Consider the following 25,374-nt stretch of genomic DNA (forward strand, 5'->3'; position numbering starts at 1 on the left):
AGGCAGTGACCTGAGCAAGGGCCTTACAACCGCGCAAGCGGCGACCCAGGCCCGGGTTCTGCATCCGAAGGAGTTCAGTCCCTTGGACACGGCTTCGACCGTCGTCCGCCGATCCGCCGTCGAGTGCGCGCCCGATCTGCTACTCGATCTCGTCCGTCCCGCCGAAGCAGAGTGCCCCTTGCCTGCGATCGTGTGGGTGCACGGAGGTGGTTGGCGGCTTCAAGACCGCACTGCATGCCCAGATCTGGTGCAACACTTCGCAGGACACGGCTACGTCATGGTCAGCATCGACTACCGGCTCGCGCCCGAGACCTGCGACCCCGGCCAGCTCTTCGATGTCCGGCGGGCGGTGCGCTGGTTGCGCGCCAACGCCGCGGACCACGGCATCGACCCCGACCGGATCGGTGTGTGGGGATCGTCGGCCGGTGGGCACCTCGCCGCGTTGACCGGAGTGCACTCGGGCACAACATGTTTGCCCGGGGAAGAACTCGCGACCGTCGACAGCTCGGTGCAGGCCGTCGTCGACGGTTACGGGCCCGCCGACCTGCCCGGTCTCGTCGATCTCTCCGCGTCAACGGAACGGTCGTGCAGGACGGCAACACCCGGGACCTGACCAGGCTTGCCGCCCCGTGGTGGGCGAGCTCGAGCGCGGCCGCGCATCTCAATCCGCCGTGGGGCGGGCACGGGTACAACACGTGCATCGGTGACGCCGTCAACATCGCGTGGAAGATCGCGGCGGCGCTGCGCGGCTGGGCCGGACCGCAGCTGCTCGACAGTTACGAAGCCGAACGCCGGCCCGTCGCCGCTCGCACCATCGCCGAAGCCGGAGCGCAGGAAAAGGCTCTGGCGCATCACTTCTCCACCGTCGAGATCGGTCAGGACGGTCCGGCCGCGGAGGAGGCGCGCCGCCGCACGGCAGAGGCGCTCGCAGTGAAGAAGAGTGAATTCCACTCGCTCGGACTCGTTCCCGGCTACGCCTACACCGACTCACCCGTCATCGTTCCCGACAGTTCGACGCCGCCGGCGGAAGCCCGTGGAGTACGTGCCCACCGCACGCCCCGGAGCACTACTGCCGCACGCGTGGCTGGGAGACGGCCGTTCGCTCTACGACGTGCTCGGCCCGGAATACACCCTCGTGGTGCCGGACGCTGAGGGATCCTCGCGGCACACCGCCGAACTCGACGCGCTGACGGCGAAGGCCGCGGAACTCGGAGTCCCGCTGACGGTGCTGCGACTGTCCGACGCCGGGGGATCCCTGGGCAGTCTCTTCGGTGCCCCTTTCGTCCTCGTCCGACCCGACCAGCACGTGGCGTGGCGGGGCGGCGACCTCGCGAGCGCCGAGAAGGCGATCGACATCGCGGCGGGATGGTGAGAGTGTCTGCTCTCCATGAGGCGCCTCAGACGGCGACCAAGCTGCTCGTGACCGCCATGGGTTTGATCGATACGTTCGACCCCCGGCAACGGGCGACTGCGATCATCGACGATTTCGACGACCCGCGGCGGCTGAACTGGGACATCATCCCCAAACCGGACCGCACCGGCATCCCGCTCCACCAACTGGACCGTCACCAGAAGGTGCTGGTGTGGGAGCTGATCCGGTTGGCGGCGCCGCTGCGCACCTTCACGAAGGTGCTCTCGATTCCCCAACTCGAGCACGTGCTCCGGGACTACGAGCAGGACTTCCTCGGGCCGGCACTGCAGACCTGGCGCACGTCGGATTCGTACTTCCTGACGTTCTTCGGCCGGCCCGGCTTCGAGAACACCTGGACGCTCGTTTCCTCGGTCACCACGTCTGCCTCAACCTGACGATCGTCGACGAGCGGTGGATCTCCGCCACCCCGGTCGCGCTGGGCGCGCAGTACGACGGGGTGCTCAAGCCCCTCGCCGACGACGAGGGCCTGGCCTTCGACCTGCTGGCCTCCCTCGACGACGAGCAGCGCGGCCTCGCCGTCATCCACGACGTCGCACCCGCCGACTTCGTGACCCGGCAGGTGCCGCGGATCGGGGCCTACGAATACCCGGACCACTACGACCTCGGCATGCCCGGGTACACCATCACCGACGCCGACCGGGTCGCCCTGAAGTTCGTCCGCGACCGGCCGTCCGGGATCAGCGGCGCGAAGTTGTCCGGTGACCAGCAGCGCGCCCTGCTGGGACTCGTCGAGCTATCTCGAACGACTGCCCGAGGAGGCCGGCGAACGGCACCGGCAGGCGGTGCGAGAGGGGGGCATCGAGTGCACACCGTGCTGCGGGACTTCGACAACGACTTCGGACACGACCTCCTCGCACTCCACGCGGGGACCGACTCGAAGTGGGGCGGCGGGCACCTGAACAGCCGGACGGTGTCCAGCGAACAGTCCGATCCGAACCTCGAACCCTGAGTGCCGCTCGGCCCCGCACAGCGCTGAGCGGGGCCGACTCCGGTCTGCCCGCCGAGTGTGAGACTCGTCAAGTTTGTTCATTTCGGTTTCCCTGTTGCCTGATCAGTGGCGACACTGGTGAAGCAGACATTTAACGTGGACGAAACAATGAGGTGGATGGTGTTGGGGCGCTCGAAGGCAGCCGTGGTGTACTCGGTGTCGGGTCGACCGTCCAACCCGTTCGCGCGACCGGTCGATCGCTTCGCGGCCACCCTGAAATCCGTCATCGTCACGCTCGCGGGTCTCGCGATCGTGCTCGCCGCCGTGATCGGCACCTGGGAGTACCACCAGGAGAGTGCGCGGGCCGCGCAACAACGCGCCACCACGACCCTCGTCGAGGCCGTCACCAACGCCGACGCCCCGATCACCCTGTCGCCCCGCGGCTCGGTCCGGACCACCCCGATGGTGAAGGCGACGTGGGCCTGGGGCTCCGAGTCCCGGACCGACAGCATCGAGGTTCCCTCGGGGACTCCGACGGGCACCTCGAAGACCATCGCCGTCGGCGACGACGGAAGCTGGGCCGGCCCGCGAATCACGACCTCCGACGTCGTCAGCGCCGCGGTCGCGGCAGTGCTCATCACCCTCGCCGCGAGCGCGCTGCTCCTGGGTGCGGTGTGGGCGATGTTCTCCCGCGCCGTCGAACGCCGCCGCCAGCAGTACTGGGACGAGAGCATCCGCAGGCTGTTCGCGACCTACCGTCGCTGACGCTCCGTAGGCCCGGTTCGACACGGCTCGTACACGCGGATGTGAATCCGCTTCGGACGACACCCGATCGCGCTGTGCCGTGTCGGTTTCGGTGGACCTACTCCGGGCTATTCAGTTGATGCCGAGGAAAGGTGGGAGCCATGTCCGACAGGGATGCTTCTATATTCGAGAGCGAACGCGAGCTCGACGAAGAGTCCGTCCGTAAGGCTCAGAGGACCGTCGCCCACCACTCGATCGATGCCGAAGACTGCCGGATGCTGCTCGCGGCCCTCGGCATTCCCCTCGTGCGCGACCTCGACAACGAGTCGGTCTCCGGCGCAGCCGGTGCAGAATCCCTGTGACCGACGCGTCTCGCTGAGACAGACCCAGGCGACCGCCGCTGGGCGACAGGCGTTCACAGCGACTCCACAGCGGAGCTCGAGGCTGCCTGCACCGGCGACCGCTTGTATGGGATGTAACCCGAACAGCCCATGGAGAGGTCCTCATGACGAACAGCCCGCGTCACCACGCCGACGAAGTGCACGAGCACGACCGCGGCCTCAGCCACGACCTGAAATCGATGTTGTCGCGTCGCCGCGCACTGTTCGTGTTCGGCGCGGCGGGTGCGACCGCGCTCGCCGCGTGCTCGACGGCGGGGTCCACGGCGACATCGTCCTCGTCCTCGACGGAGGCGGCCGCGTCCACGGCGGAGACGGTGAGCGGCAGCACGTGCGTGGCGGCGGCGCCGCAGGAAACGGCCGGCCCGTATCCCGGCGACGGGTCGAACGGCCCGAACGTGCTGGTCGAGTCGGGGATCGTGCGTCAAGACATTCGCAGCAGCTTCGGTGCGTACTCCGGGACGGCGGGCGGTGTCGCGACGACCATCGAACTGAACCTGCAGGACCTGACGAAGGACTGCGCGGCCGGCGAAGGAATGGCGGTCTACCTGTGGCACTGCGACCGGGACGGCGAGTACTCGCTCTACGGCCAGGGCATCACCGAGCAGAACTATCTCCGTGGCGTTCAGGTGGCGGATTCCGCGGGCAGGGTGTCGTTCACGTCGATCTTCCCGGCCTGCTACTCGGGCCGCTGGCCGCACATCCACTTCGAGGTGTTCGACTCATTGGAATCTGCGGTGGCGGGTGAGGACTCCCGGTTGACGTCTCAGATCGCGGTGCCGCAGGACGCGTGCACCACCGTCTTCGCCTACGACAGCGGCTATGCGAACAGTGTCGGCAACCTGTCGAAGGTCTCCCTGGACTCGGACAACGTGTTCGGTGACGGATGGGATGCCGAGTTGGCCACCGTGTCGGGCGAACCGGCCACCGGTATGTCGATCTCGATCACGATCGGTGTCGCCGAGAAGTCGGCGAACACGCAGTCTGCGCCGAGCGGTCCCGGTGGGGGCGGCGGACAGCCGCCGAACGGGGCACCCGGCCGGTAACCGGCGCGGCTCGGTTCCGCCGTCCGTCAGCTGACGTGCCACCCGGGTGGTCTGTCGAGTTCGTTCCATTCACGGGTCAGCTGAGCCTGCTGCCGGCGGGACGCAACCCAGTGGACGACGAGGAAGAGGAGGCAGTAACCGCCGGTCGCTGTCACCCAGATCCCGCACGCGACGCTCACCGCCGTGGCGGCGTTCTGCGAACCGGTCTCCGGCGCCGCGACGAGACCGCCGTTCGGATCGAGCCAGACGGTGACGGTCTGACCGGCCTTCGTGCCCGATTCGGTGGGAACGTCGGCGGTGCGTGTCTGCCCGTTCGCCGACCACTGCACCCGTGCATGCGCTTGATACTGGGGAGCGGCCGGCAGGGGTTCTCCCGTGCTCCCGGTGCGGGAATCCTCGACGAGCGTGGCGGGTGTCGGGTGGTGGGTGGCGAGTTCGGCCTGCGTCTCCTGGTCCAGTCGCGAGTACGTCTCGGTTCCGACGGCCGCGGCCAGCGGAACCATCAAGAGCACGAAGAACACCCCGATGAGAACCATCGCGGAGCGGAGCCGGTCGCACCCCCTCATGAGCGGGTTGCGGCTCCATGGACCCAGACGCCACAGGCGTATCGGCGCTGCACACGTATCGCTCATCGCGCACCTCCGGGTGGTTGCCCACCACCATTGTGCAACCGAAACGCCTGCACGTGTAGGGCCTTCTGACAGGTGTTCGCACGCGGCCGGTGTTGCCGGGTCAGATCCTTCGCGACAGGTCGGGCCACGGGGAGCTGTCACGCATCGATGCCGGCGAAGGCTTCGGTCAGTGCCTCGATCCCGGCCCGGACCGTGGGCCGGTCGTTGTCGGCGCGGCGGAGCGCGTAGATCTCGCGCTCGAGTGTGGGACGCACCGGGACGATCGCCACGTTGTCCGGCACCCAGACGCGGGCCAGGCGTGGCACGAGAGCGGCGGCGAGTCCGTGCGCGACGAACTCGAGTTGAGCCGCGAATTCGGGCACCTCGTACCTGATATCCGGTTCGACGCCGCGGTTACGCAACGTCTGCACCAGCCAGGTGTGGTACACCGCGCCCTTCTTCCACGTCGTCCACGGCATGTCCGCGATCTCGTCGAGATCGACGTGGTCGCGCGACGCCAGCGGATGCTCCCGGGACAGTGCGACGTCGGCCGAGTCCCGGTGCACCAGGGTGTGCACTGCGTCCTCGGGCAGGTGCAGCGGCATCGTGACCCAGCTGTCGACGACGGCGAGGTCGAGTTCCCGGCGCACGATCGCGGGTATGAGGTCCTCGGTCTCGCCGGCGAAAAAGCTGACCCTGAGCTGCGGGTGGCGCCTGCGCAGCGTCGCCACGGCAGTCGGCACGACCACCCTGCCTGCGGAGGAGAAGGACCCGATTCGCAGGTCTCCCACCACATCGCGGTCGAGGGAGACGACCTCGGATTCGGCCTGCGCCAGAAGCGATATCACTTCCTGTCCGCGACGGGCCAGGAGCCGCCCCGCATCGGTGAGCTGAACGCCGCGGCCCGCGGGTACCAGAAGTTCGACGCCGACCTCCCGTTCGAACTTGCCGAGTTGCTGCGACACCCCGGACGGCGTCACGTGCAGGGCGCGGGCTGCGGCACCGATCGATCCGTGTTCGGCGACAGCGCACAACGCGCGGAGGCGATCGACACTCAACATGGTAGTAACTCTACTTCTTTCATGACACGACTATTCACTTGTTGTAATGGTTAGAGCCTCGGAGAATTTTCGGTGTGACTACCGCCCTCCGTTTGCGTCCCCGTGCCCTCGTCAGCCCCTCGTTCAGCGTCGCGTCCGTGGATCCGCGACTGCTGGTGCTGGCGGGTGCGGTGGCGACGTCGCTGACCGGCAGTCTCATCAAATTGTCCGGGGTGGAGCCGGCCACGTCGACGTTCTTCCGGTGTGTGCTGGCGCTGCCCATCCTCGGACTTCTTGCGCTGCAAGAATTTCGGCGGTACGGCGGGATCCCGCGCAGGGTGATCGCGGCCCAGGTACTCGGCGGGATGATGCTCGGCGTCGACTTCGCGTTGTGGGCGCGATCGATCCACCTGATCGGCGCCGGCATCTCCACCGTCGTCGTCAACGTGCAAGTCGTCGTCGTGCCACTGCTCGCGTGGGTCTTCTTCCGTGCACGGGTGCCGGTCCGGTTCGTCGTGGCCGTTCCCTTCCTGTTCGCCGGTGTGGCTCTCGCCGGTGGAATCCTCGGCGGCAGCGGCGAGGGTGACCAGCCTTTCCTCGGAACTCTGCTGTCGCTGGCGGCGGGCGTGGCGTACGGGATCTACATCTTCGTCATCGGCCGCGCCGGATCCGCACACCGGGCGTCGTCGCAGGTCTTCGTGTCGACGATCGCCGCCGGCGTCGTCGGGACCGCAGTGGGATCACTGTGGGGAACGGTGGACCTCACGCCGGGATGGCCCGCGCTGGGATGGCTGGCTGCGCTGTCACTGAGCAGCCAGGTACTCGGCTGGGTCCTCATCGGATTCGCCCTGCCGCGGCTCGCCGCCGAGGTGGGCGCCACCTTGCTGCTGCTCCAGCCGGTCCTGGCGATGCTGTTCTCCGTCGTGATCGTGCACGAGCGGCCCAGCATCGGGCAGTTCGCCGGCTGCGCGCTCGTCGTCGCCGCGGTGTGGATGGTCACCCACGTGAAGCCGGCGGACCGTCGTCCGGTGACCGCGCGAATCGCCGAATGACTCGGAGTGCGGCGTCTGCCCGGGCGTTTCACCCCGTCCGCAGTGTGGGTTCGTCGCCGGGCGGTTCGGGTGGGTGCTGTCGCTGCTTCGCCGTGTACAGCTCGCGGTCGGCGGTTCGATAGAGCGCGGTGAGTGGGTCGGTCTCTCCGGTGCACGACGCGGCGCCGAGGCTGAACGGGGTAGGGCTTTCGCGGGCGAGTTGCGCCATCACGCCGGGCAGCTCGGCGTGGTGCTCGCCGACCACGCAGGTGACGAACTCGTCGCCGCCGACCCGGGCGAGAAGGGCGCCGCGGGGCATGTGCTCGGCGAGGTAGTTCGCGAGGTCGACGAGAACCGCGTCGCCCGCGGCATGGCCGTAGTGATCGTTGGTGGACTTGAACTGGTCGACGTCGATGAGGACCAACGTCACGGAGACCTCTCCAGTGCCCGCGCCTTCGAGGGCGTGCCGGAACGCGAGCTCGAAACCGGCGCGGTTGAGCAGGGCCGTGAGTCCGTCGGTGCTGGCCGATTCGATCAGAGTCCGGGTGAGGGATCCGAACATCTCGGCGGCGCCGACCACGCAGGTGACGGCCACGACGAGAACGGCGGCCTTCACGGTCACCGTGTCCACCTCGACCGGCACCAGCGTGAAGGCGGTGGGTGCGACGACGACTCCGACCACCATCAACCCGCTGAGGCATCCGACGAGGAGCCGCGACTGCCGTTTCGGGTAGAACACGACGAAATACATCGCCAGGAACATCGCCGCGATCGCGCAGAGCAGTTGGGCGACGGCGAGAACGAGACCGGACATCACGATCGGAGTGGCGAGCAGTGCCGCTGCCGTGCAGACCTGGTAGGCCCGTCGGCTCGGTCTGCGCCCGCCCCGGTACAGCACGACGAGTGCGAACACTCCCAGGAGAATGCCGGCCGTGCGAGCGGCGACGGTCTCCGGCCGGATCGACAACCCGACCACGGGAGGGAGGACGAACCCCGCCAGGTGCAGCGCAGTCGTGATCCACAGGTAGCGGCGCAGGATGCGCGGCTGATAGTCCTGCAGGACCGTGTCGACGGACGAAGCAGCGAGGGGTCTCACTCTCGCAATTATCCAGGACCGGTCCCGGCAGGGGGGTCTCTCGTGACCGCCCCTTCCGGGAGGGCGCGAGTCAGCTGGGCGTGGACGCCGCGATCGGCACGGCGGGTTCGTGCCACGGAGGCGTGTGGATGCCCGCGCCGCCGTACATCGGGAGTCGGATCCCTTCGCCGTACCGGGCGATCTGGTCCCAGGGACGGTTGAGGCCGAACGTGCCGTAGGTGCGGACCCGGGTCACGGCGTCGAGGTCGAGGGTGTCGACGAGCACTTCTTCGCCCGACCCTGCCTGCTGGCGGATGATGCCCTCGGGGTCGACGACGACGCTGGCACCGACTGCGGCCGGGTCGGCGCCGTTCACGTTGACGATGTACACCTGGTTGGTCCACGCGTTGGCGCGGGAGCAGACGAGTTCCATCTCGCGGTCGCGGGTGGTGGTGAGGGTGGGTTGGATGATCACTTCCGCGCCGAGCCAGGCCAGTTGGCGTGCGGTCTCCGGGAAAGAGCCGTCGTAGCAGATGGCCAGACCGATCCGGCCGGTACCGGGAATGTCGAAGACGACGAACTCGCTGCCGGGCGCGGTCTGCTCGTACGGCTGCCAGGGGAAGACCTTGCGGTAGCGGGCCACGACCTCGCCGAGGGGCGACACGGCGATGGCGGTGTTGTAGATCTTGTCGTCGTCGCCGCGCTCGTAGAGGCTTCCCGGCACCAGCCACAAGCCGGTTTCCTCGGCGAGTGCGCAGATCCGGTCGATGTGGGGGCCGGCGAGTGGCAGTGCCACCCGGTCCATCCAGTCGGCGCGGGCCTGCAGGAGGGGTGCCTCCGCGGCCAGCACGAGTTCGGGGACCACGACGAGTTCGACGTGTGGGAAGGTGTCGCGCACGGCGCGGACCTGGTCGGCGAACCGCTGCCAGGTGGCCTCCACATCGAACGGGATCGGGGCGGTCTGGACGGCGGCGATGGTCAGTGTGCGCATGGTTTCAGTCCTCTGTGACGGTCAGTTCGGTGACGGCGGTGCGGCCGTCTCGGAAGAAGTGGCGGAAGCGGGTGCGGACGAGCAGCATCGCCACGGCGCCGACGGCGATCGAGCCGACACCGAGCAGGAACACCCCGCCGATGCCGTGGAACGAGGTGGCCCCGTAGCCCGGGTCGAGCATGTCGTGGGCGCTGCGCGCGAAGGCGGCGAGCATGATCGTCCCGCCCAGTGCGGGCAGGATGCCCCGGAGGAACAGGTCGCGCGGGGAGTTGTTCAGGCGGTGGCGGAAGTACCAGACGCAGGCGAGACCGGTGACGCCGTAGTAGAACGCGATGAGCAGGCCGATCGAGAGGATCGCGTCACCGAGGAAGTTGCCGGAGACGAGCGTGAGGGCGGTGAGCAGGACCGCGGCGGTCGCCCCGAAGAACACGGTGCCGAACGCGGGGGTGCGGTAGGTGGGGTGGATTCGGGTGAAGGTGCGGGGCAGTGCGCCGTGGGCGCCCATGGAGAGGGTGGCGCGTGAGCTGCCGATGACACAGGTGAGCAGCGCCGAGATCGCCGACACGCAGATGGCGAGTTCGACCACCTTCGACAGGCCCGCGCCGAGAACCGGCGGCCCGAGCGTGGCGAGTACGTCTCCCGCGTTGTCGGGATTGCCCAGGCCCAGCCCGTCGGTGCCGATGCCGGCGAAGCTGATCGCGGCGAATCCGGTGAAGAGGTAGGTGCCCAGCAGGACGAGGGTGGAGATTACGGCGGCCTGACCGGGGATGCGGTCGCTGTCACGGGTTTCCTCGTTGACGGTGATCAGCGCGTCCCAGCCCCAGTAGATGAACAGGCACAGCAACACCGCCTCCGCGAAGGGACCGAAGCCGCCGAACGCGAACGGATTGAGCCAGGACAGGCTCGGTGCGGAGGCGCCGGTGCGGGCGAACGCGGCCGCTCCGAACCCGAACAGGGCGACCAGTTGCAGCCCCAGCAGCACGTATTGCACGGAGGCCGCGAGTTGCAGCCCGCGGTAGGCGATGGTGGTGACCGCGGCGACGATCAGGACTGCGGTGACGATCACCGCGACGTTGTCGGACGCCAGCGAATCCAGGCCGAGCAGGGTCAGGAGGTACCCGGCTCCGACTCGGGCGAGTGCCGTCATCGCGATGAGGGTCGCGATCTGCACCACCCAGCCGCCGGAGAGCCATCCCGTGTGTGGACCGAACGCGCGGGTGGTCCAGACGAACGTGGTGCCGCAGTCCGGCATCTCCCGGTTCAGCTCGCGAAAAGCGAACGCGGTCAGGAGGATCGGCACGAAACCGAGGAGCAGGGCGGCGGGGGCGAGGTTTCCGACGACCATCGTCACGAAACCGAGCGTGACCGCGATGCTGTAGGCCGGCGCGACCGAGGACAGGCCGAGCGCGACTGCGGCGAGCAGACCCACGGAGCCGCCCTGCAGTCCCTTCCCGGTGGGTGCTGGTGGTGGGTCGAGACTCGTCTCGGCGTCGGTGGGATTGATCGACACGGTGACTCCTGAGATCGGGCTGGATTCTTTAAATAGAAATTTAAGAACAGTGTGATCTACCTGTCAATAGCTGGGCGGGTATCGTCTAAATCTCCATATAGAAACCGGGGAAGGGCGGAACGAGGGCGTGGCGCGGAAGAAGGATCAGGGGGCCCGCCGGGCCGAACTCGGTGAGGCCGTCCAGCGGGCGGTGCTCGCGCGTGGACTGGAGGGCCTGCGTCTGCGTGACATCGCGGAGCAGGCCGGGGTCACCCCTGCGGCTGTGCTCTACTACGGCGACCTGGACGCGTTGATCTACGAGACGTATCAGCGGGCCATCGAGCGGTTCAGTCAGGAGCGCGAGCGCGTCGCCGACCAGTTCCCCGACGCGCGCGACCGCCTCCGGGCCTGCATCGACCACGGCGTCGCGAGCGGGCCGGACGACGAACTGGTCCGACTGCTGTTCGAGTGCTGGCCGAGATCGCTGCGTGACGCCAAGGCGGCGGCCCTGGACAGTTCGCTGACCGAGCGTCAAATCGCCGTCTACTACGGCATTCTCGTCATCGGTGAGACGCAGGGGCACTTCACGCTCACCGACCCGCCGCGCCTGCTCGCAGCGAACTTCGTGGCCATGGAGGACGGTTACCAGATGGAGGTGCTGGCCGGACGCCGCAGCCGCGCCGAGGTGATCGCCAGCCTCCACTCCTACGCGCGCGCGGCCACCGGCCATGATCTGAGCGGCTAGACCGAGTACGGGAAACTGGGAGTAACAGATAGGTTGGATGCGCGTCGCCAGGCCCGGCCGCCGAGCACCGACAAGGAGCCTCCCATCAAGATCCTGCAGAACGTCTCGAGCGAGATCCGCGAGTGGGAACACGCCGTCACGACGGTGATGCTCCGAATACGCCAGATCGGGGTGCTGATCGACCGTCTGGGGCCCGCGCTCGACGACCTGTCCGAACTGCTCGACGCGGCCAAGCAGATCGCGGAGACCGCGGAGGGGCTCGCCGTCAGCGCGAAGGGCATCGACCAGAGCGCCGAGATCATTGCCCGTGACGCCGAGAAGATCGCGCAGGCGCTGCCCGCGGTCGAGCGGCTGGGGAGACTCGCAGACCGCCTACCCGGTGGGGGTAGACGGTCTGCTGCCGGGCGGTGACGAGCGGATGTAGCCCCGTCAGGCGGTGTTACCTGGCGAGGTCGTGGACATCCGTGCCGACGAGGCGCAGTTCGGTGGGCTGCGCATCCGGGTCGTCGGCGATCCCCGAAATCGGCATCATCGCGAGGGCCTGGTCGAATGCGTCGACGAGCCATTCGCCGGTCACCGTCACGAGCCGGGTGTCCTCGGCGGCGGGCTGCTTCTGAAAGAAACTCACGACCCAGGGGTTCTGCGCGTCCGGATCGGAACTGAGATCCCCCGGTGCGTTGGTGGCGAGCAGGTGAATACCGCGCTCGAAATCGACCCGGACGGCATATCCGGTGCCGGTGTTGACGACGGTGGCCGGGCGGTGCGCGGCCAGTGCCAGCGTCATCAGGGCATCGGCGTAACGAGTGGTGTGCTCCACGGTGAGTGGCATGAACGATCACCTTTCAACTTCTGTGAGCGTCGCCGCGGCAGAGCAGGCCCGGAGTTCAGTGGTCCGAAAATGCAGTTCCTCCGACAGGTCACGAGAAGATAGAAGTAAAGCTGTTCGTCGGGAGCTTCGACTGCGAGAGCGTCGTGCGGAATGGTGCTCTCACTGTCGGCCACCTTCGAGGTGGGCGTCCTGGCACAGCGTGCACAGTTGGTACGCCCGATTGGAGCACGGACGCGCCGGGGCGGCCCGTGAACTCGGTAGCTGTGTACTCAACTACGACTAACCGTACGGTGCCGGACCCGGATACGCGACACGGGGGCGTCCGTCGGATAGCACTGTGGCCCATGACCTGGCGTCATGGGCCACAACGTGTCGGCCTGGGGACAGCTCAGTGCTGCAACACCGGGTAGTCGGTGTAGCCCTTCGCACCCTCCGAGTAGAAGGTCTGGGGGTCCGGGGTGTTGAGCGGCAGGTCTTCCTGCCAGCGCCGCACGAGATCCGGATTGGCGATCGCGGGACGCCCGACGACGACGGCATCGCCGTGGCCGTCGTCGAGGATTGCCAGCGCTTCGTCGCGGGTGGTGATCGCCCCGAAACCGCTGTTGATCAGCACCGGGCCGCCGAAGCGCCTCCGCAGGTCCTGCGCCAGGGGCCCGGACGGGTCCTTGTGCAGAATGCTCAGGTAGGCGGGCTTCAGCGGAGCGATGGCATCGACCAGCGCGCCGTAGGTGGCTTGAACGTCGTCGGCGTCCAGTTCCAGGGCGTCCTGGATGTTGTGTTCGGGCGAGATGCGGATACCCACCCGGCCGGCGCCGATGGCGTCTGCCACGGCCTCGAACACCTCGACGACGAAGCGTGCCCGGTTCGCGGGTGTGCCGCCGTACGCGTCCTCACGCAGGTTGGATGCCGGGGAGAGGAATTCGTGCAGCAGGTAGCCGTTCGCGGCGTGGATTTCGACGCCGTCCATCCCGGCTGCCACCGCCTTCCGCGATGCCTGGACGAACTCCTCGATGACGGCGGAGAGTTCCTCGGTACCCAGCGCGCGGGGCACCGGGTACGGCTCCTTCCCCTCGTAGGTGCGGGTCTCGCCGTCGATGGCGACGGCGCTCGGACCGACGACCTCGTGACCGCCGGTGGTTCCCTCGTGGGTGACGCGGCCGGCGTGCATGACCTGCGCGACGATCCGTCCACCGGCCGCATGCACGGCGTCGGCGACGTTCTTCCAACCCGCAACCTGCTCGGGTGTCACCAGCCCGGGCTGGCCGGGGAAGCCCTGGCCGGCGTGGCTGGGGTAGGTGCCTTCACTGACGATCAGACCGAGAGAGGCCCGCTGTCGGTAGTGCTCGACCACCAGCGGTCCGGGCACGCCGTCACGCCCGGAGCGGACGCGGGTCAGGGGTGCCATCACGACCCGGTTGGGCAGTTCGAGTTCGCCGAGTGTCAAGGGGGAGAAGAGATTCACAAATATCGGTCTTTCCGTAGGTCGTGTTCGGCGGCGCCGTTCTCGGTGCCGCCGCGCAGTGTCGGGATCCACTGGGGGAACGGGCACACGGGCCGGGGTATTCCGACTCGAGACGGCCGTCACTGTGAGGGCGCCGATCCCCCGGGCCGGGGAGTGCGTTCGCCTACAGGCTGTGGTCGCACTCGAGAAGGGCGTCGAGCCAGAGCAAGGCTTCGACGAGGGCCTGCATGCGCGTGAGTGCGGTGTCGGCAGGCACGGGCGGCGGGGGATCGGATCCCGCCCGGTGCCTGCTCCGCAGGTGTCTCACGACGGCGGTGAACAGCCACTCGGCGGGCGCGGGCAACTCCTCGTTCAGCGCGGTTGCGTCGTGCACGACGGGGACGACGCTGATGAAGCTGTCGACGGCATCGTTGACGCTCGAGGCCGGATCCGCGATGAGGTCGGCGATGGTGGTGACGATCCACGACACGACCGCGGTGAACGCCGACCGGTCGCTGCCGTGGTCGCACGCGATCTGGGAGATCTCGGGTGCGAGCGCCCGGAAGTCGCGGTCGCCGACCAAGGTCAGGAGGCGACCGCCCAGTTCCGCGCCGTCGGCGCGTTGAGGCCCATCGATCATGGCTGTCCCACGGCAGGTATTCGGCGCCGTGAGGGTTATGGATGGGCCGGGGCTCCGAGGCCGTCCGGGCGGCTCAAACCTCTGCTGCGACGGGAGGCTTGACCCCGACGACCGGGCACTGCGCCTCGAGGAGGACGCGCTGGGCGACGGAGCCCATGAGGAGTTTGCCGACGGGGGAGCGTCGTCGCATGCCGAGGACGAGGAGTTCGGCGGCGGAGTCGTAGGACGCGTCGATGAGGTTGTCGGCGTGGGAGCGGTCGGGTTCGTTCCGCGCGATGCGGTAGTCGACGCCGGCTGCGTCCGCTTCCTCCCTTGCGGAGTGCAGTTCGGCCCCGAAGCCGGGATTCGAGGCGCTGTCGCCGTCGGCGATCACCACGAGATCGGTTGCGCGCATGCGGGCTTCGGCGAATCCGAAGGCCAGGGCGCCACGACCTTCGACTGTCGGGACGTAGCTGAGAATGACGCTCATCGTGACCTCGGCTCGAGTACGGGGGTGGTGAGGGTGCCCTGCGCGAGGTATTCGTCGAGGTTCTGCAGGGTGAGAGCCTCCATCGCGGCTCGGGTCTCGGTCGTGCCGCTCGCGACGTGGGGGAGGAGAACGACGGTGTCGAGCGCGAGGAGTGCTTCGGGAACGTGCGGTTCCCGGGCGAACACGTCCAGTCCGGCACCGGCGAGCTTGTGTTCGGTGAGCAGTTCGACGAGCGCGTCCTCGTCGACGACGCTTCCGCGTGCCACGTTGATCAGGTAGCCGTCGGGTCCGAGGGCTTCGAGAACCTCTCGGTCCACGAGCTTTTCGGTGCCCTTGCCGCCCGCTGCGGCGACGATCAGCACGTCGACCCCGGCGGCGAGTGCGGCGGCCGAGCCGACGTACGCGAACGGGGAGCCGGGAACCTCGCGACGATTGTGGTAGGAGATCGTGCAGCCGAAGCCGGTGAGGCGTGTGGCGATGGCGGAGCCGATGCGTCCCAGCCCGACGATGCCGACCCGGGTGCCGCTCACCTGCCGGGTGAGGGGGAAGTTGCCCTCGGCGGGCCAGCGGCCGTCACGCACGAAGCGGTCGGCGGCGGAGAAGCCGCGGAGCGTGTCGATCAGCAATCCGACGGCGGTGTCGGCGACGCAGTCGGTGAGGACGTCGGGGGTGTTGCTCACGCCGATGCCGAGTTCCTCGGCGAGCACGACATCGGTTGTGTCGTAACCGACTCCGAAGTGCACGATGGCGCCGAGGTTCGGCAGTTCCGTCATCAGCGCGGCGTCGACTCCGGTGCGACCGGACGTCACGACCGCGGTGACGGACTCGCCGTGCTCGGCGAGGAAGCTGGTGCGCTCGTCGCCGAGCGGGAGGTCGAGTGCGTCGTACTTCTCGGTGAGCGTCGCGGTGAGAGACGGCTTCAGCGTCCCGACCTTCAGGACGCGTCCTCCCGAAACAGTCTGTACAGCAGCTTCTTTCACGGACGTCTCTGCGGTCACCATCGTGCCTCCTGGCGAGTGGTGACGCGACTCTCCGCGTCACCGGTTACCCGTACGTTAAGCGGCGCTCGGAATACCTGTCCAACACGTAAATAACATGGATCGATACTCAAACGGCATTGGTTGGCGGCGCGTTGACGTGCGCAGATGCCGTAACCCCCTGTATGTGCCGGTCAGCGGCCTGCCGGGGTGATCGCAGTCTCCATCAATCAGGCGTGTGACGGCCCTCACGAGCCGTTTTGCGCCGTCTCCCCCTGTTGACGGCTCCTCCGGGCCGCTCATAGCGTGTGTCTACCGTCACAGGCGGGCCCTCTTCACTCGCGTCGAGTACGCGACACATCCCTACGGAGGACACCATGAGCCCTGCACGTTCGTTGCAGCAGGGAACCCGTTACCGCGCCGTCGTCGTGGCCACCGCCGCACTGACGGTGCCGGCTCTGGTCACAGGTTGCTCGGTGGCCAATTCGAGCCACAGCGACGCCGCCAGCCCCGACACGTTGCGGATCGTGCTCCCGCAGGAGCCGCCCACACTCGAACCCTGCGACGCGTCACTCACCTCTACCGGAGTCGTCGTCCGCTCCAACATCACCGAGCCGCTGGTGGAACGCAACGCCGATACCGGCGATCTCGAACCGAAGCTCGCCGACTCGTGGGAGCAGACGTCGGACACGGTCTGGACGTTCCGGATCCGTCCGGGCGTCACGTTCAGCGACGGCAGCGTCTTCGATGCCGAGGACGCCGCCTTCTCGATCGATCGCACCGTCAACTCGACCATCGGCTGCGACGTCGACGGGTACGTCTTCGGCGACGACGAACTCGTGGTGAACGCGATCGACCCGTCGACCGTGACGGTGCAGACCCCCACCCCCGACCCGATCCTTCCGCTCCGGATCTCGTTCGTGGAGATGGTGCCGTCCACCACCGACGCCCAGGACAAGGTGCGCGATCCCATCGGCACCGGTCCCTACGAGATCGACTACTGGGATCACGGGCAGCGACTCGCGCTGGTCCGCAACGACACGTACTGGGGCACGGCGCCCGAGTACACGCGGGCGATCTACCAGTGGCGGACCGAGGGCAGTGTCCGGGCCGCGATGGTCACCAACGACGAGGCCGAACTCGCCACGTACCTCGGTCCGGAGGACGGCGCGGGCGACCTCGGCGTGGCCTACCCCAACAACGAGACGACGGCGCTGCGCATGATGGCCACCGAACCGCCGCTCGACGACTACCGCGTCCGCGAGGCCATCGACCTCTCCGTCAACCGGGCAGGGATCGTCAAGGCGCTGTTCCAGGGTCTCGGCGAGCCGGCCGGGCAACTCGTCGGCAGCAGCATCGTCGGGTTCGACCCCGACCTTCAGCCGACCCTCTACGACTCCGATCGCGCCGCGCAACTGGTGGCGGAGGCCAAGGCCGACGGCGTTCCCGTCGACAACCAGATCCGTCTGATCGGGCGCACGGGCCAGTTCCCCAAGATCAACGAGACCATCGAGGTCATCCAGAACTCGCTGAGCAAGGCCGGCCTGAACGTGAAGATCGAGATGATGGACACGGCCGGGCAGATGCAGTACCAGATCCGGCCGTTCCCGCAGGGCACCGGACCGATTCTGCTGATGATCCAGCACGGCAACCAGGCGGGTGACGCGCAGTTCACCGTCGACCAGTACATGCGCAGCGACGGATACCAGAGCTACTTCGGCTCGCCCGGATACGACGCGCAGATCGACGCGGCCGAGCAACTCGTCGGCGACGCCCGCCAGGACGCGTTCGCCTCGGTACTGGCCAACGAACCGAAGGAGATCCGGCAGTTCGCGTACATCGCTCACATGAACGCGGTGCTCGCCAAGTCCCCGACGGTGCAGTACGCGCCCAACTCCGCGACCGGCGACGAGATGCGCCTGAGCGAGATGACCCACGCGGACACATCCGCGAACGGCTAACCCCTCTTCCCAGCCCCCGGAGGAACTGAGATGTCCCAACCGAACCCGATCCGAAGGCGGTGAGTCATGTTCGCCTTCCTGCGCCGACGCGTCTACACCAGCCTCGTACCCCTCCTCGTCGTCCTCTTCGGTGTGTTCCTGCTCGCCCGCCTCACCGGCGACCCGACCAACCTCTACCTCCCGGTCTCCGCGACACCGGATCAGCGCGCCGAGTTCGCGGCCGAGAACGGCCTCGACAAGCCGGTGCTGAGCCAGATGGTCGACTACCTGTCCGGGGTCGTCCACCTCGACTTCGGCGAATCGCTGCGCACCGGTGAATCCGCCGCGACCATGGCATTGCGGGCGTTCCCGGCCACGCTGCAGCTGGCGTTCTTCACGATGCTGCTCGCGATCATCGGCGCCATCGTGATCGGTTGCTGGGCGGCGTACCGGCCGAATTCGCTCGCCGACCGGATCTCGAGCCTGCTGTCGATGACCGCGGCCAGCATCCCCGACTTCTGGTTCGCCATCACCGGCGTGTGGATCTTCGCGGTGGTGCTGGGGGTGCTGCCCACGTCGGGTACCGGAAGCGCGCTGTCGTGGATCCTGCCGATCGCCACGCTGCTCATCCGGCCGCTCGGCGTGCTCACCCAGGTGGTCCGCGGCGCGATGGTGTCGGCGCTGTCCGCACCATACGTACGTCTTGCTCGGAGCAAGGGCGCAGGCGACCTGCGTGTCGTCACCCACCACGCGCTCCGCAACGCCGCGGCTCCGGCGCTGATGGTGGCCGGCGACCTCACCGTCGGACTGGTCAACGGCGCCGTCGTCGTCGAGGCGATCTTCGGATGGCCCGGCATCGGCAAGCTGATGATCGACGCGATCCTGCAGCGCGATTTCGCGGTCCTGCAGGCGGCGGTGCTGCTGACCGCGGTCAGCATCTTCGTCCTCAACATCCTGATCGATGCGGGCTACGCACTTCTCGACGCGCGTGTCCGTGAGAAGTCCAAGGTCTAGGAGGCCGCCGAGATGTCCATAGACAACGCACCCCGCCTGGACGGAGCCGGCGACCTCTACCCGGGCCCCGACGAGACGCCTGCCGTCGCGGGCCCCGTCGAGGAGTCCGTTCCGGCACCGAAGCCCTCCCGGAGCAAGGCACCGTTGTGGCGACTGCTCCTGCGGGACCGGATGGCCACGGTCGCGGCGGCGATCCTGGTGTTCGTGTTCCTCGTCGCCGTCTTCGGCCCGTGGCTCGTCGGCGACGCCGCGACGGATCAGAATCTCGACCAGTCCAACCTCGCACCGTTCCACGTGGCGAACGGGTGGATGAACATCCTCGGCACCGACCCGCTCGGACGCAGCATGCTGGCCCGGTTGATCGTCGCGTGCCGCACCACCCTCCTGGTGGCGCTGCCCGCGGTCGCGCTGTCCTGCGTCATCGGGTCCCTCGTCGGCATGTGGGCGGGCTACCACCGCGGCTGGCGGGAGACGACGGCGATGCGCGTCGCCGACGTCATCATGAGCTTCCCGTCCCTGCTGATGGCCGTCGTCGTCCTCTACGTGTTCTCGCCCAGCGCCGCGAACATCGTCCTGGTCCTGGCCATCACCCGCATCCCGATCTACCTCCGCACCGCCCGCGCGGAGTCGGCGGAACTGCAGAGCCGGTTGTTCGTGGACGCCGCCCGCACGTTCGGCGCCCGCAGCGGGGCCGTCATCCGCCGGCACGTGTTCCCCATCCTGCTGCCGACGCTGCTCACCGTCGCCACCCTCGACTTCTGCTACGTGATGCTCGCCGAGTCGTCGCTGAGCTTCCTGGGCATCGGCATCCAGCCGCCGGACATCAGCTGGGGCCTGATGGTGTCCCAGGGCCGGACGTACCTGCAGACGGCGTGGTGGCTGTCGTTCTTCCCCGGTCTCGCCATCGTGATCACCACCGTGTCGGCGACCGTGCTCGCGGCGTGGGCCCGGATCGCCACCGACCCCGCCCAGCGCTGGCGTCTGACCGTCCCGCGGTCACGCCGCTCCCGGCTGTTCCCCACCCGAAAGGTCGTCTCATGAGTGCACCCGCACCGGCTGTCGAATCGCTCGACGTCGCAGACACCGACCGCGTCGCCCTCGAGGTCGCGGATCTGACCGTCGACCTGCGTACCCCCTCGGGCACGGTCCGGGCCGTCGACCACGTGTCGTTCACCGCGCGGCGCGGCGAGACCCTCGCGCTGCTCGGTGAGTCGGGGTGCGGCAAGTCGATGACCGCGCAGGCGCTCGTCGGCCTGCTCGAACCGATCGCCGACATCACCGACGGTTCGGTCCGTCTCGGCGACGTCGACCTGGTGACGGCGAAGGCCAAGACACGCCGCACCCTCGCCGCCACCGAATTGGCCATCGTGTTCCAGGATGCGCTGACCGCGCTCAACCCGGTGTACACGGTCGGCAGGCAGTTGGCCGAACCGTTCCGGATCCATCGCGGGCTGTCCGCGAAAGAGGCGCGGCGGGAGGCGATCTCGCTGATGCAACGGGTCGGGATTCCCGAGCCCGAATCGCGCGTCGACTCCTACCCGCACCAGTTCTCCGGCGGCATGCGGCAGCGCCTGCTGATCGCGATGGCCGTCGCACTGAGCCCGACGGTCCTGCTCGCCGACGAGCCGACGACGGCACTCGACGTCACGGTGCAGGCGCAGATCATGTCGCTGCTGCGGGACCTGCGCACCGAGCACGACATGGCTGTCATCCTCATCACCCACGACCTCGCCTTGGTCGCGGAGGAGGCCGACCGCGTCGCGATCATGTACGCGGGCAACGTCGTCGAGACGGGCCCGGTCGCCGAGGTCTTCTCCTCGCCGCAGCACCCGTACACCAAGGGCCTGCTCGATTCGGTCCCCGTGCACGCGGTCCGCGGCGAAGACCTGAAATCCATCGGCGGCACCCCGCCCGACCTGCATTCCATTCCGTCCGGCTGCGTCTACCAGGCGCGCTGCCCGCTGGCCCGCGACCTGTGCCGGACCACCCGCCCGCCGCTCGCCGACGTCGCCACACCTGGTCGCCGCTCGGCGTGCCATTTCCCCGAGGAGGTCTCGCATGTCTGAGTCGATTCTGAAGGTGCGAGGCCTCACCAAGACGTTCAAGGTGCCTGCCAACGCGGCGGGCAAGAATCAGCTGCGCGCGCTCGACGGCATCGACCTCGACCTCGCCCGCGGCGAAACGCTCGGGCTCGTCGGCGAATCGGGTTGTGGCAAGTCCACTCTCGCCCGCACGCTGATGATGCTCGAGCGGCCGGACTCCGGTTCGGTGACGTGGGACGGCGTCGATCCGTTCTCGCTGAAGGGCAAGGACCTGCTGGCGCTGCGCCGCCGCGTGCAGATGGTGTTCCAGGACCCGTACGCGTCGCTGAATTCCCGGATGTCGGCGGCCGACATCATCGCCGAGCCGTGGCGCACCCACAAGACGATGTACAAGACGAGCCGCGACCGGGCGGCACGGGTGCGGGAACTGCTGCACCTGGTGGGTCTGCGGCCGAGCGACGAGCACCGGTACCCGCAGGAGTTCTCCGGCGGTCAGCGGCAGCGACTCGGGATCGCCCGCGCCCTGGCGTTGAACCCGAGCGTCGTCATCTGCGACGAACCCGTGTCGGCGCTCGACCTGTCGGTGCAGGCGCAGGTGCTCAACCTGCTGAACGACCTGCAGAAGCAACTCGGCATCTCGTACGTGTTCATCTCGCACGACTTGTCGGTGGTCCGGCACGTCGCCGACCGCGTCGCCGTGATGTACCTCGGGCGGATCGTGGAGGCGGGTGCGACGGACGCCGTCTTCGACCGTCCCGCCCACCCGTACACCGAGGCCCTGATGTCGGCGGCGCCGAAGCTGGACGCCGATTCCCGCGGCAAGCGGATCATCCTCGACGGTGAAGTGCCGTCGCCGCTGAACCCGCCGTCGGGCTGCCGGTTCCGCACCCGCTGCGGCCACGCGACCGACATCTGCGCGAGCACCGTGCCGCCCACCGCCGTCGACGAGCGGGAGAGCGGCCATGTCGCCGAATGCCACCACCCCCGGCGTCCGACCGAACTCGGCGTCCCCGTCGCGGTCGGGTGAGCGGGGCAGAGTTCGCGATCATCGCGTTCGCCGTCTTTCTCGCCTCGTGCATGCAGGCGTCGATCGGATTCGGGATGGGGATGCTCGCCGCACCCGTCGTCGCGCTCGTCGATCCGGGCCTGCTGCCCGGGACGCTGATCATGACGGCGACGGTCGTCACGGTGATGGTCGTGTGGCGGGAACGCGACGCCCTCGATCTGTCGGGCACCGGGTGGGCGCTGGCCGGCCGGGTACCGGGCACGATCGCCGGCGCGTTGCTGCTGGTGGTGCTGCCGGAACGGGGGCTGTCGCTGCTGCTCGCCGCCGTGGTGCTGGCCGGGGTCGTCTTCGCGACGCTGGGCTGGGCACCGCCGCCGCGACGCCGGAACCTCGCCGTCGCCGGCGCCGCGTCGGGTCTGCTCGGCACGGCCACGTCGATCGGCGGACCGCCGATGGCACTGGTGATGCAGGGGTCGAAGGGTGCGCAGCTGCGCGGCAACATGAGCGCGTTCTTCCTGGTCGGTTCCACACTGTCGGTGGCCGTTCTCGCCGCGACGGGGTCGGTGCACCGCGAGTCGGCGGTGATGTTCCTGCTGCTGATCCCGGCGACGGTGCTCGGCTACGTGGCCTCGCGGTTCGTGAATCGCCACCTGGACGCGGCGCGCCTGCGCCGGGCGTCGATCACGGTCTCCTGTGTGGGTGCGTTGATGCTGATCGGACAGCAACTTCTCTGATGCAGTGTCTGCATCGTTCGATGCTCAACAAGTCTTGGACATGTATCGATCGGGCCACTTAAAGTTTTGGTTGTGAGGCGCCTCACGGGCGGCGCTGCGCTGTGAAGGAAGGTTTTCGGAAGATGAGTACAACGAGCACCACCCCGGTCGTCACCGACATGCGTGTGGTCCCGATCGCGGGACACGACAGCATGCTCTTGAACCTGTCCGGCGCGCATGCCCCGTACTTCACCCGAAACCTGGTAATCCTCACCGATTCCGACGGCAACACCGGTGTCGGCGAGGTGCCCGGCGGTGAACCGATCCGCCGTACCCTCGAAGACGCCCGCGCGATCGTGACGGGGCGCAGCATCGGCGAGTACAACGGCGTTCTCGCCGATCTGCGGCGCACGTTCGCGGACCGGGACGTGGCGGGCCGCGGCAACCAGACGTTCGACCTTCGTGTCGCGATCCACGCTGTCACCGCCGTCGAGTCGGCACTCCTCGACGTTCTCGGGCAGCACCTCGGTGTTCCCGTCGCGGCCCTGCTCGGCGAGGGCCAGCAGCGCGAGAAGGTGCAGGCGCTCGGCTATCTCTTCTTCGTCGGCGACCGCAACAAGACCGACCTCGAGTACCAGTCGGGTGCGGCGGAGTCCGACGACTGGCTGCGCCTGCGGCACGAGGAGGCGCTGACACCGGACGCGGTCGTGCGACTGGCGGAGGCGGCCCAGGCGCGGTACGGCTTCGCCGACTTCAAGCTCAAGGGCGGCGTCCTGGCGCCCCGCGAGGAGGCGGCGGCCGTGACGGCGCTGGCCGAGCGGTTCCCCGACGCGCGGGTCACTCTCGACCCCAACGGCGGGTGGCTGCTGTCGGAGGCCATCGAGATCTGCCGCGGACTGAAGGACGTGCTCGCGTACGCGGAGGACCCGGTCGGCCCCGAGGGCAACTTCTCCGGCCGCGAGGTGATGAGCGAGTTCAAACGCGCCACCGGACTGCCGACCGCCACCAACATGATCGCCACCGACTGGCGCGAGATGGGGCACACCATTCGCTCCGGCGCCGTCGACATCCCGCTCGCCGACCCGCACTTCTGGACGATGGCCGGGTCGGTCCGCGTCGCCCAACTCTGCGATGCGTGGGGCCTCACGTGGGGTTCGCATTCCAACAACCACTTCGATGTGTCGCTCGCGATGTTCACCCACGTCGCGGCCGCGGCTCCGGGCGACATCACCGCCATCGACACCCACTGGATCTGGCAGGACGGTCAGCGGATCACCAAGGACCCGTTCGAGATCGAAGACGGCTACCTCACCGTGCCGTCGACGCCCGGCCTCGGTGTCGAACTCGACATGGACCGTGTCGAGGCCGCCCACGAGCTGTACCGGCAGAAGGGGCTCGGCGCGCGCGACGACTCGATCGGGATGCAGTTCCTGGTGCCCGGCTGGACGTTCGACAGCAAGCGCCCGGCGTTGGTGCGCGCCTGATGAAGGTCGTCGTCGGCGACCGGAACCTGCTGCCGCATCGCGAGCTGTTCGAGTCGGGACTGCCGTTCGGTGCGACGGTGTCGTGGCATCGGACATTCGACGAGTCGGCGATCGTCGCCGACCTCGCCGACGCCGACGTGTACGTGGGTGGCCGGTTCACCGCCGCGATGGCGGCCGCGGCGCCGAAGCTGCGCCTGCTGCACGTCGCCGGCGCGGGCACCGACAACGTGGCGTTCGCCGCGCTTCCCACAGACACCCTGGTGGCCAACACCTTCCACCACGAGGACTCGATCGCCGAGTACATCGTGTCGGCGGCGCTGATGCTGCGACGCGGATTCCTCCGGCACGATCGCGCCCTCCGTGGCGACGTCTGGGCCACATCGGTCTACGACGACGCGATCGCGCAGTCCCGGTCGATGCGGGGCGCACGGGTCGGATTCGTCGGTTTCGGTCACATCGGCCGGCACTCGTGGAACCTGCTGCGCGCGTTCGGTTCCGAGGGCTGCGCGGTGACCGGCCGGGGAAATCTCGACGCCGCCGCGGAAGGCCTCGCATGGGCGGGAGACAACACGTCGCTGCTCCGGCTCCTGACGGAGTCCGACGTGGTGGTGGTGTCCGCACCGCTGAACGATCACACCCGCGGCATGATCGGCGGCTCGGAACTCGACGCGCTCGGCCCCGACGGCATCCTGATCAACGTCGGGCGCGGCCCCCTCGTCCAGGAACAACCGCTGTACGACGCGCTGGCGTCGCACCGGATCGCGGCCGCGGCTATCGACGTCTGGTACTCCTATCCCGATACCGGCGGTCACGGCGCGTCGAGCGCGCTGCCGTTCCGCGACCTGCCGAACATTCTGATGACCCCGCACTCGTCCGGCGTCACCGACCACACGTTCGTCGGTCGCGTCGGCGACATCACCGACAACATTTGCAGGCTGGACACGGGGCAGACGGTCCTGCGCACCGTCCGCCCATAGCGTGCGTCAGTAGTTACCGCAGGTCTCGGCGATCGTCAGCGCCTTCGCGCGCCACTCGGCGGCCGGTCCCTCGGTCGGGACGGTGTCCAGTCGGCTCTTCAGCTGGGGGTGCGCGTCGAGGACGGCCTGGCGGTCGGCCGGCGACTTCGAGAAGAAGTCCACCAGCTGGGCCTTGCGCTCGGGTGCCTGGTCGAGGCGTGCGGCGAGCTGCGGAGTCACGTCGTGCATCGCCGCATCGATCTGCGCGAAGCTGCAGGTGGAGTTCACGAGGCGGGCGGAGTCGGAGTCGACCGGATCGGCAGAAGCGATGCC

At 68.3% G+C, this 25,374-nt stretch carries 28 protein-coding genes and 1 pseudogene (1 of these 29 only partly in view); 18 read left to right on the forward strand and 11 right to left on the reverse strand.

Annotated features, from left to right (window positions below):
- Positions 1-82: 82 nt before the first annotated feature.
- The 7 genes and pseudogenes from FND50_RS01780 (at position 83) to FND50_RS01805 (ending at position 4,548) form a co-directional block, all read left to right on the forward strand.
- Complete coding sequence (locus FND50_RS01780; RefSeq protein WP_260850870.1) at positions 83-613, forward strand: alpha/beta hydrolase; 531 nt, start codon at positions 83-85, stop codon at positions 611-613.
- A complete protein-coding gene (locus tag FND50_RS36600; RefSeq protein WP_260850871.1) occupies positions 586-1,152 on the forward strand; it encodes an FAD-dependent monooxygenase in 567 nt (188 codons plus the stop codon). Before FND50_RS01780 ends, FND50_RS36600 begins: the two co-directional genes overlap by 28 nt.
- Complete coding sequence (locus FND50_RS36605; RefSeq protein ID WP_397493202.1) at positions 1,112-1,372, forward strand: hypothetical protein; 261 nt, start codon at positions 1,112-1,114, stop codon at positions 1,370-1,372. Before FND50_RS36600 ends, FND50_RS36605 begins: the two co-directional genes overlap by 41 nt.
- Before the next feature lie 56 nt (positions 1,373-1,428).
- Positions 1,429-2,381: pseudogene (locus FND50_RS01790) on the forward strand (DUF3500 domain-containing protein).
- Between the two features lie 159 nt (positions 2,382-2,540).
- Positions 2,541-3,125: a hypothetical protein gene (locus tag FND50_RS01795; RefSeq protein ID WP_144288952.1), complete on the forward strand. Its 585-nt coding sequence runs from the start codon at positions 2,541-2,543 to the stop codon at positions 3,123-3,125.
- A gap of 140 nt (positions 3,126-3,265) precedes the next feature.
- Positions 3,266-3,466 (forward strand): hypothetical protein, encoded by a 201-nt coding sequence (locus FND50_RS01800; protein ID WP_005256474.1) that lies wholly within the window; start codon positions 3,266-3,268, stop codon positions 3,464-3,466.
- A 143-nt stretch (positions 3,467-3,609) separates the two neighbouring features.
- Positions 3,610-4,548 (forward strand): dioxygenase, encoded by a 939-nt coding sequence (locus FND50_RS01805; RefSeq protein ID WP_144284552.1) that lies wholly within the window; start codon positions 3,610-3,612, stop codon positions 4,546-4,548.
- A gap of 26 nt (positions 4,549-4,574) precedes the next feature.
- Here the strand turns inward: FND50_RS01805 and FND50_RS01810 are convergent, their stop codons facing one another.
- Together FND50_RS01810 and FND50_RS01815 are read right to left on the reverse strand one after the other, a co-directional pair.
- Entirely contained in the window at positions 4,575-5,180 is a 606-nt protein-coding gene (locus tag FND50_RS01810; RefSeq protein WP_186301218.1) for a hypothetical protein, read from the reverse strand.
- Positions 5,181-5,317: 137 nt separating this feature from the next.
- Positions 5,318-6,220, reverse strand: coding sequence for a LysR family transcriptional regulator (locus FND50_RS01815; RefSeq protein WP_144284553.1), 903 nt, complete (start codon positions 6,218-6,220; stop codon positions 5,318-5,320).
- Positions 6,221-6,294: 74 nt separating this feature from the next.
- Between FND50_RS01815 and FND50_RS01820 the strand changes: the two genes are divergently transcribed.
- Positions 6,295-7,251: a DMT family transporter gene (locus FND50_RS01820; protein WP_144284554.1), complete on the forward strand. Its 957-nt coding sequence runs from the start codon at positions 6,295-6,297 to the stop codon at positions 7,249-7,251.
- Between the two features lie 28 nt (positions 7,252-7,279).
- On the opposite strand, the gene FND50_RS01825 is transcribed toward FND50_RS01820, so the two are convergent.
- The 3 genes from FND50_RS01825 to FND50_RS01835 all read right to left on the reverse strand — a co-directional run bounded on the left by FND50_RS01825 (position 7,280) and on the right by FND50_RS01835 (position 10,806).
- A complete protein-coding gene (locus FND50_RS01825) occupies positions 7,280-8,326 on the reverse strand; it encodes a diguanylate cyclase (RefSeq protein ID WP_144284555.1) in 1,047 nt (348 codons plus the stop codon).
- 70 nt (positions 8,327-8,396) lie between these two features.
- Positions 8,397-9,296 (reverse strand): carbon-nitrogen hydrolase family protein, encoded by a 900-nt coding sequence (locus FND50_RS01830; RefSeq protein WP_144284556.1) that lies wholly within the window; start codon positions 9,294-9,296, stop codon positions 8,397-8,399.
- Between the two features lie 4 nt (positions 9,297-9,300).
- Positions 9,301-10,806 (reverse strand): APC family permease, encoded by a 1,506-nt coding sequence (locus FND50_RS01835; RefSeq protein WP_144284557.1) that lies wholly within the window; start codon positions 10,804-10,806, stop codon positions 9,301-9,303.
- 127 nt (positions 10,807-10,933) lie between these two features.
- Between FND50_RS01835 and FND50_RS01840 the strand changes: the two genes are divergently transcribed.
- Together FND50_RS01840 and FND50_RS01845 are read left to right on the forward strand one after the other, a co-directional pair.
- Complete coding sequence (locus tag FND50_RS01840; protein WP_061701157.1) at positions 10,934-11,530, forward strand: TetR/AcrR family transcriptional regulator; 597 nt, start codon at positions 10,934-10,936, stop codon at positions 11,528-11,530.
- Positions 11,531-11,563: 33 nt separating this feature from the next.
- A complete protein-coding gene (locus FND50_RS01845; RefSeq protein WP_005237773.1) occupies positions 11,564-11,941 on the forward strand; it encodes a hypothetical protein in 378 nt (125 codons plus the stop codon).
- 28 nt (positions 11,942-11,969) lie between these two features.
- Here the strand turns inward: FND50_RS01845 and FND50_RS01850 are convergent, their stop codons facing one another.
- From FND50_RS01850 to FND50_RS01870, 5 genes are all read right to left on the reverse strand, one after another.
- Complete coding sequence (locus FND50_RS01850) at positions 11,970-12,359, reverse strand: hypothetical protein (RefSeq protein WP_007296175.1); 390 nt, start codon at positions 12,357-12,359, stop codon at positions 11,970-11,972.
- A gap of 388 nt (positions 12,360-12,747) precedes the next feature.
- Positions 12,748-13,821 carry an alkene reductase gene (locus FND50_RS01855; protein WP_144284558.1) on the reverse strand — a complete coding sequence of 358 codons (1,074 nt, stop codon included), beginning with the start codon at positions 13,819-13,821 and terminating at the stop codon, positions 12,748-12,750.
- A 163-nt stretch (positions 13,822-13,984) separates the two neighbouring features.
- The gene (locus tag FND50_RS01860; RefSeq protein WP_144284559.1) at positions 13,985-14,440 is read right to left on the reverse strand and encodes a hypothetical protein; all 456 of its coding nucleotides are present in this window, start codon (positions 14,438-14,440) and stop codon (positions 13,985-13,987) included.
- 73 nt (positions 14,441-14,513) lie between these two features.
- Positions 14,514-14,909: a universal stress protein gene (locus FND50_RS01865; RefSeq protein ID WP_011596465.1), complete on the reverse strand. Its 396-nt coding sequence runs from the start codon at positions 14,907-14,909 to the stop codon at positions 14,514-14,516.
- Positions 14,906-15,910 (reverse strand): 2-hydroxyacid dehydrogenase, encoded by a 1,005-nt coding sequence (locus tag FND50_RS01870; protein ID WP_144284560.1) that lies wholly within the window; start codon positions 15,908-15,910, stop codon positions 14,906-14,908. Before FND50_RS01870 ends, FND50_RS01865 begins: the two co-directional genes overlap by 4 nt.
- Before the next feature lie 353 nt (positions 15,911-16,263).
- Here FND50_RS01870 and FND50_RS01875 point away from each other — a divergent pair, with 353 nt between their 5' ends.
- The 8 genes from FND50_RS01875 to FND50_RS01910 all read left to right on the forward strand — a co-directional run bounded on the left by FND50_RS01875 (position 16,264) and on the right by FND50_RS01910 (position 25,062).
- A complete protein-coding gene (locus FND50_RS01875) occupies positions 16,264-17,847 on the forward strand; it encodes an ABC transporter substrate-binding protein (RefSeq protein ID WP_144284561.1) in 1,584 nt (527 codons plus the stop codon).
- A gap of 66 nt (positions 17,848-17,913) precedes the next feature.
- Positions 17,914-18,840: an ABC transporter permease gene (locus FND50_RS01880; protein WP_144284562.1), complete on the forward strand. Its 927-nt coding sequence runs from the start codon at positions 17,914-17,916 to the stop codon at positions 18,838-18,840.
- Positions 18,841-18,852: 12 nt separating this feature from the next.
- Positions 18,853-19,881 carry an ABC transporter permease gene (locus tag FND50_RS01885; protein WP_144284563.1) on the forward strand — a complete coding sequence of 343 codons (1,029 nt, stop codon included), beginning with the start codon at positions 18,853-18,855 and terminating at the stop codon, positions 19,879-19,881.
- Positions 19,878-20,906, forward strand: coding sequence for an ABC transporter ATP-binding protein (locus FND50_RS01890; RefSeq protein ID WP_144284564.1), 1,029 nt, complete (start codon positions 19,878-19,880; stop codon positions 20,904-20,906). Before FND50_RS01885 ends, FND50_RS01890 begins: the two co-directional genes overlap by 4 nt.
- Complete coding sequence (locus FND50_RS01895; RefSeq protein ID WP_144284565.1) at positions 20,899-21,909, forward strand: ABC transporter ATP-binding protein; 1,011 nt, start codon at positions 20,899-20,901, stop codon at positions 21,907-21,909. Before FND50_RS01890 ends, FND50_RS01895 begins: the two co-directional genes overlap by 8 nt.
- Positions 21,906-22,622, forward strand: a complete 717-nt coding sequence (locus tag FND50_RS01900) for a sulfite exporter TauE/SafE family protein (protein WP_005256537.1) — start codon at positions 21,906-21,908, stop codon at positions 22,620-22,622. The genes FND50_RS01895 and FND50_RS01900 overlap by 4 nt, the downstream gene beginning before the upstream one ends.
- A 122-nt stretch (positions 22,623-22,744) precedes the next feature.
- On the forward strand, positions 22,745-24,085 hold the full coding sequence (gene gudD / locus FND50_RS01905; RefSeq protein WP_144284566.1) for a glucarate dehydratase: 1,341 nt from the start codon (positions 22,745-22,747) through the stop codon (positions 24,083-24,085).
- A complete protein-coding gene (locus FND50_RS01910; RefSeq protein ID WP_144284567.1) occupies positions 24,085-25,062 on the forward strand; it encodes a 2-hydroxyacid dehydrogenase in 978 nt (325 codons plus the stop codon). The genes gudD and FND50_RS01910 overlap by 1 nt, the downstream gene beginning before the upstream one ends.
- Positions 25,063-25,068: 6 nt before the next feature.
- On the opposite strand, the gene FND50_RS01915 is transcribed toward FND50_RS01910, so the two are convergent.
- Positions 25,069-25,374: the 3' portion of a hemophore-related protein gene (locus FND50_RS01915; RefSeq protein WP_144284568.1), read on the reverse strand. 75 nt of this gene lie beyond the right edge of the window; the window shows 306 of its 381 coding nt (coding positions 76-381); its start codon lies off the right edge, out of view; it ends in the stop codon at positions 25,069-25,071.

Origin of the sequence: Rhodococcus sp. WB9 (assembly GCF_007558985.1) — a bacterium.
In the GTDB taxonomy this organism is placed as follows: Bacteria; Actinomycetota; Actinomycetes; order Mycobacteriales; family Mycobacteriaceae; genus Rhodococcus_F; species Rhodococcus_F opacus.